6 protein-coding genes are annotated in these 5,967 nt (G+C 71.5%); 4 read left to right on the forward strand and 2 right to left on the reverse strand.

Translation table 11 applies throughout. The annotated features are described in order from the left end of the window. Positions 1-795, forward strand: a 795-nt coding sequence (locus tag ACFWEP_RS30315; protein ID WP_387374833.1) for a methionyl-tRNA formyltransferase, incomplete at its 5' end; no start/stop codon positions are given. A 46-nt stretch (positions 796-841) separates the two neighbouring features. On the opposite strand, the gene ACFWEP_RS30320 is transcribed toward ACFWEP_RS30315, so the two are convergent. Both ACFWEP_RS30320 and ACFWEP_RS30325 read right to left on the reverse strand, forming a co-directional pair. Then, positions 842-1,258, reverse strand: a complete 417-nt coding sequence (locus ACFWEP_RS30320; RefSeq protein WP_387374835.1) for an SRPBCC family protein — start codon at positions 1,256-1,258, stop codon at positions 842-844. A 141-nt stretch (positions 1,259-1,399) separates the two neighbouring features. Further along, complete coding sequence (locus ACFWEP_RS30325) at positions 1,400-2,410, reverse strand: aldo/keto reductase (protein ID WP_387374836.1); 1,011 nt, start codon at positions 2,408-2,410, stop codon at positions 1,400-1,402. 157 nt (positions 2,411-2,567) lie between these two features. On the opposite strand from ACFWEP_RS30325, the gene ACFWEP_RS30330 reads away from it, so the two are divergent. The 3 genes from ACFWEP_RS30330 to gap all read left to right on the forward strand — a co-directional run. Further along, on the forward strand, positions 2,568-3,479 hold the full coding sequence (locus tag ACFWEP_RS30330) for a LysR substrate-binding domain-containing protein (protein WP_387374838.1): 912 nt from the start codon (positions 2,568-2,570) through the stop codon (positions 3,477-3,479). A gap of 421 nt (positions 3,480-3,900) precedes the next feature. Then, positions 3,901-4,860: a GlxA family transcriptional regulator gene (locus ACFWEP_RS30335; protein WP_387374841.1), complete on the forward strand. Its 960-nt coding sequence runs from the start codon at positions 3,901-3,903 to the stop codon at positions 4,858-4,860. A gap of 156 nt (positions 4,861-5,016) precedes the next feature. Further along, positions 5,017-5,967, forward strand: a 951-nt coding sequence (gene gap, locus ACFWEP_RS30340; protein ID WP_387374842.1) for a type I glyceraldehyde-3-phosphate dehydrogenase, incomplete at its 3' end; no start/stop codon positions are given.

Consider the following 5,967-nt stretch of genomic DNA (forward strand, 5'->3'; position numbering starts at 1 on the left):
GAGGCGAACGGCGTTCCCGTGCTGATCCGCAACCGCCCCGACGACGAGGAGCTGTTCCAGCGCCTCGAGGCGGCGGAGCCGGACATCATCGTGGCCAACAACTGGCGCACCTGGATTCCCCCGCGCATCTTCGCGCTGCCGCGCCACGGCACGCTGAACATCCACGATTCGCTGCTGCCGAAGTACGCGGGCTTCTCCCCGCTGATCTGGGCGCTGATCAACGGCGAATCCGAAGTGGGCGTCACCGCGCACATGATGAACGACGAGCTCGACGCCGGCGACATCGTCCGGCAGGAGGCGGTCCCGGTCGGCCCGACGGACACCGCCACCGACCTCTTCCACAAGACCGTCGACCTGATCGCCCCCGTCACCACCGGCGCGCTGGACCTCATCGCCTCCGGACAGACGGAGTTCACCCGGCAGGACCGCTCGCAGGCGAGTTTCTTCCACAAGCGGTCCGACGAGGACATCCGGATCGACTGGGCCTGGCCGGCCGAGCACCTCGAACGGCTGGTGCGCGCCCAGTCCGACCCGTACCCGAGCGCCTTCACCTTCCACCGGGGCAAGCGGCTCGAAGTCCTCGCCGCCGTCGTCTCCGAGGCACGGTACGGAGGCACGCCGGGCCGCGTCTTCTACCGGGAGGGCGAGGGCGTGGTGATCGTCGCCGGAGCCGACGCGCGCACCGGGCGCAATCACGGCCTGGCCATCACCCGGGTTCGCACCGAGGACGGCCGGGAGCTGCCCGCGACGCAGTACTTCACCTCCATGGGCGGTTATCTCACCAACCGTCCCTGACCTGTCCCGGACCGCCCCTGACGCGAGGTCGACCCCGGTAGTTCGGTCAGGCTGCCAGCGTCGCCGCGAGTGCGGCGAGGCCGTCGGTGTAGATGCCGTGGAAGAGGGCGACCGCCTCGGCGTCGTCGACCCCTTCGGGAGTGAAGGTGCCGCTCCATTCCACCCGGGCGCCCTCCGTGCCCGGGTCGGAGTACACCGCGAGGGTGGAGAGGTAGCCGGTCACCGGGAACGGCGCGCGGAGGATCGAGTAACTGTACGTGCGGGCCTTGTCGTCGAAGGCTTCGAGACGCTCGACGATCACGCCGCCGTCCTCGTTGGTGAGGGTGCGCACCCGGCCGCCCTCACCGAGTTCGCTCGTCGGGATGTAGGGCAGCCAGTCGGGCAGGGTGTCGAATCCGCCGATGAGCTGCCAGACGCGGTCGGGCGAAGCGGGGACGCGGACGGAGGCGGTGGTCGTGGCCATGGAATTTCTCCTCGGGTAGGGCAGGGAAGGGCGGCCGGCAGGCGGAGACCCGCCGGCCGCGGGAAGCCGTCGGTCAGACGGCCGGTACGAGCACGGGAAGCCGTCGGTCAGACGGTTGGTACGAGCACGGGAAGCCGTCGGTCAGACGGCCGGTACGGGCGCGTCGGGGGCGATCAGTCGCTCCTGGCGCAGCTCCGCCCAGAAGGCGGCCGGAATCCGCTCGCCGAGCGCGGCGACGTCCTCGGCGATGCGGCTGGGCCGGGTGGCGCCGGGTATGACCGCCGCGGTGGCCCGGTGGGCGAGGGAGAACTGCAGGGCGGCGGCCTTGATGCCGACGCCGTGTCGCTGGGCCAGCGCCTTGATCCGCCCGACCCTGGCGATGATCTCCGCCGGTGCCTGCTGGTACTCGAAGTGGGTGCCGCCGGCGAGGATGCCCGAGCTGTAGGGGCCACCGACGACGACGTCGACGTTCTGTTCGGCGGCGGCGGGCAGCAGGCGCTGCAGGGCGCGGTCGTGGTCGAGGAGGGTGTAGCGGCCGGCCAGCAGGAAGGCGTCGGGCTTCGGCTCGTCCAGGTCGAGGGTGAGCTCCAGCGGCTCGACCTTGTTCACGCCCACGCCCCATGCCTTGATGACACCCTCGGCGCGAAGCTTGTCCAGGGTACGGAAGGCGCCGGTACGGGCGCTCTCGTACTGGGCGAGCCACTCGTCGCCGTAGAAGTCCTGGGCGATGTCGTGGACCCAGACGATGTCGAGCCGGTCGGTCTTCAGCCGCGTCAGGCTGTCCTCGATGGAGCGCATCGTGGCGTCGGCCGAGTAGTCGTTGACGATTCGGTTGGGGCGGCCGTGCTCGAAGAGCCCGCCCTTCTCGCCGAGCTGGCGGGCGGCGGGGTCCTCGACCTCGTCCAGGATCACCCGGCCGACCTTGGTGCTGAGGACGTACGCGTCCCGCGGCTGGGCGGCGAGCACCTCGCCCAGGCGGAGCTCGGCGAGGCCGGCGCCGTAGAACGGGGCGGTGTCGAAGTAGCGGATGCCGTGGTCCCAGGCGGCCTGGACGGTGCCGACGGCCTCCTCGTCGGGGATGGCGCGGAACATGTTGCCCAGCGGGGCGGTTCCGAAGCCGAGCGGGGCGGACAGGAGCGGGGCGATGCCCATGGGGGGTTCCTTACGGAGAGTGAGGGGTGGCGTCCTTCCGTACGGGTTCTCGGTGAGAGCCGCGACGGGCCGCCGGTCTGACTTCTCCGACATTAGGAGCGATACTTGAGACTGTCCAAGACACGCTTGGACTGACTTGAGTCCCCCGAGGTCTTACATGCTCGACCTGCGACAACTTCGTTATTTCGTGGCCGTGGCCGAGGCCGAGCACGTCGGCCGCGCCGCCGAGGAACTGCACATCTCGCAGTCGCCCCTCAGCCGGCAGATCGCCCAGTTGGAGAAAACCCTGGGCCTCACCCTGTTCGAGCGCACCCAGCAACGCATCCGGCTGACCGCGGACGGACGGGTCTTCCTCAGCGAGACGCGCGCACTGCTGCGGCACGCGGACCGGCTGGAGAACCTGGGCAGGCGCCTCGGGCGCGGGGAGGAGGGCGGGCTGTGCATCGGGTACGTCTCCGACGCCATGCACACCGGTGTCCTCCCGGCAGCGCTGCGCACCCTCCAGGAGGAACGGCCCGGCATTCATGTGGCGCTCTACAGCCTCGATCCCCAGGAGCAGTTCGTGGGGTTGCGGCAGCGCAGCCTCGACATCGCGCTCGTGCCGCGTCCCCCGGCCGAGGACGACCCCGACCTGACGGCCGCCCCGCTGCTGGAGGACCCGCTGCTGCTCGCGCTGCCGGCGGGCCACCCGCTGGCGGACCGGGAGGACATCACCGCGCGGGACCTGGACGGTCAGCCCTGGATCGCCGTCGAGGGTTCGGGCGAACCGGCCACCAGGGACGGGTTCGTCGCCGACTGCGTGGCGTCGGGCTTCACCCCGGACATCCGCCTCAGCGCTCCGGAGCCGCTGACCGCCCTCGGGCTGGTCGCCTCCGGTCTGGGGCTGGCGCTCGTCCAGCGGAGCATGGTCCGCGGTGGCACCGAAGGAGTCACGGTCCGTGAACTTCCGTGGCACCGGGCGTCGGTACATCTGTGGGCCGCGTGGCACCGGGTCGATCTCCGGCCGGTGGTGGCGTCCTTCCGTACGACCGTCCTGGACGGCCGCGGCCCTGCGCGATCGGCCGAATGACGCTCTCCGGGAGCCGGGTCCCCCGGACTCCGCGTGCCTCCCCTCGAACGTACGGGGCGGGCGCGGCCTTCGGGCAGTCGGTCAACTCCTGCGCTTGGAAAGGCTGTACAGCAGCACCAGGACCGCGATCACCATGACCGCGACGTGTAACCACGCGGGGGCGGCCGACACATCTGCGGCACTCGTCAACGAGGACATCTCCACTCCATCCCACTCCCTCGCAGTGAGGGAGGTACACCGGTTCACGTCCCGCGGTCCGCGGGACCTTGGACCACTTCTGCCCCCGTCCGGCGGAACCAGGCCCCCTCGCCGCGTACTCCACCCCTGCGAGGGACCCGCGCGGAGCCGGAGCCGGTAGCCGCGCGGGGACGCCCGGCTCCGGTCCCGGATCGCGCCCTGCGCCCCGCGTACCCTGTCCCCCGTGTCCGCCTCACCGCTCCCGCACCACGTCGCCGTACTCGTGCTCGAAGGCGCGAAGCCGCTCGACGTCGGCATCCCCGCACAGGTGTTCACGACCCGCGCGAGCATGCCGTACGAGGTACGGGTGTGCGGCGCGGCCCCCGGGCTGGTCACCGGCGGCGACGGGCTCTCGTACCACGTCGCCGACGGGCTCGACGCGCTCGCCTGGGCCGACATCGTCTTCGTCCCCGGCTACCGCTTCCCCGACCGCGACGACCCGCCGCGCGCCGTCATCGACGCCCTGATCACCGCCCACGACCGGGGCGCCCGGCTCGCCGCCATCTCGACCGGAGCCTTCGCCCTCGCGGCCACCGGGCTGCTCGACGGCAAACGGGCCACGACCCACTGGCACTACACCCGGGCGCTCGCGGCGAAGCACCCGCTCGTCCGGGTCGACGAGAACGTCCTCTTCGTCGACGACGGCAGCGTGCTGACTTCGGCGGGCGCGGCTTCGGGCATCGACCTGTGCCTGCACATCCTGCGCGGCGACCTCGGGGTGGCCGCCTCGAACCACGCGGCCCGGCGGCTGGTCGCGGCCCCGTACCGCAGTGGCGGTCAGGCGCAGTACGTGCCGCGCAGTGTGCCCGAGTCCCTCGGCGAGCGGTTCGCCTCCACCCGCGAGTGGGCGCTGCGCAGGCTCGGTGAGCCGCTCACCCTCGACGTGCTGGCCCGGCACGCCGCGGTCTCCTCGCGCACCTTCTCCCGGCGCTTCGTCGAGGACACCGGATACACGCCGATGCAGTGGGTGATGCGGGCCCGTGTCGACATGGCCCGCGAGCTGCTGGAGCGTTCGCAGCGGAGCGTCGAGCAGATCGCCGCCGACACCGGGCTCGGCACGGGTGCGAACCTGCGGCTGCACTTCCAGCGCATCCTCGGCACCACCCCGAGCGAGTACCGGCACACCTTCGCGCGGGGCGAGTAGCTCCCGGAAGGCACGTTCGGGACCCCGCCGGCGTGGCCCCGCCACGCTGGCACGATTCTTGCGGACCATGGCGATCGAGCCGCTGTCACCGGCACGCCGGGCGCGCGAACCTGGAGGAGAACCGGACACACCGCACCAGGGACGAGGGACAGAACCATGACTCGCATCGCCATCAACGGATTCGGCCGCATCGGACGCAACGTGCTGCGCGCGCTCCTCGAACGCGACAGCAAGCTGGAGATCGTCGCGGTCAACGACCTCACCGAGCCGGCCACTCTGGCACGGCTGCTCGCCTTCGACACGACCTCGGGCCGGCTGGGCCGCCCGGTGTCCGCCGAGGGTGACACCCTCGTCGTGGACGGCCGTCGCATCAAGGTGCTCGCCGAGCGTGAGCCGGCGCGGCTGCCGTGGGCCGAGCTCGGCGTGGACATCGTGCTGGAGGCGACCGGCCGCTTCACCTCGGCCGGGGCCGCTCGCGCCCACCTCGACGCAGGGGCGCGGAAGGTCCTCGTCAGCGCTCCGGCGGACGGTGCCGACGTCACCCTCGCGTACGGCGTCAACAACGACGCGTACGACCCCGCCACGCACACCATCGTCTCGAACGCCTCCTGCACGACCAACGCGCTCGCGCCGCTGGCCGCGGTCCTCGACGAACTCGCCGGTATCGAGCACGGCTTCATGACGACCGTGCACGCCTACACCCAGGAGCAGAACCTGCAGGACGGCCCGCACCGCGACGCCCGCCGTGCCCGCGCGGCAGCCGTCAACATCGTGCCGACCACGACCGGCGCCGCCAAGGCGATCGGCCTGGTGCTGCCGAACCTGGACGGAAAGCTGTCGGGCGACTCGATCCGGGTGCCGGTACCGGTGGGTTCGATCGTCGAACTCAACACGACCGTCGCCCGTGACGTGACCCGCGAGGACGTGCTGGAGGCGTACCGCGCCGCGGCCGCGGGTCCGCTCGCCGGGGTGCTCGAGTACTCGGAGGACGCTCTGGTGTCGTCCGACATCACGGGCAACCCGGCCTCGTCGATCTTCGACTCGGCCCTGACCCGCGTCGATGGCCGCCACGTCAAGGTGGTCGCCTGGTACGACAACGAGTGGGGC

Origin of the sequence: Streptomyces sp. NPDC060198, from assembly GCF_042728415.1 — a bacterium.
GTDB lineage: Bacteria > Actinomycetota > Actinomycetes > Streptomycetales > Streptomycetaceae > Streptomyces.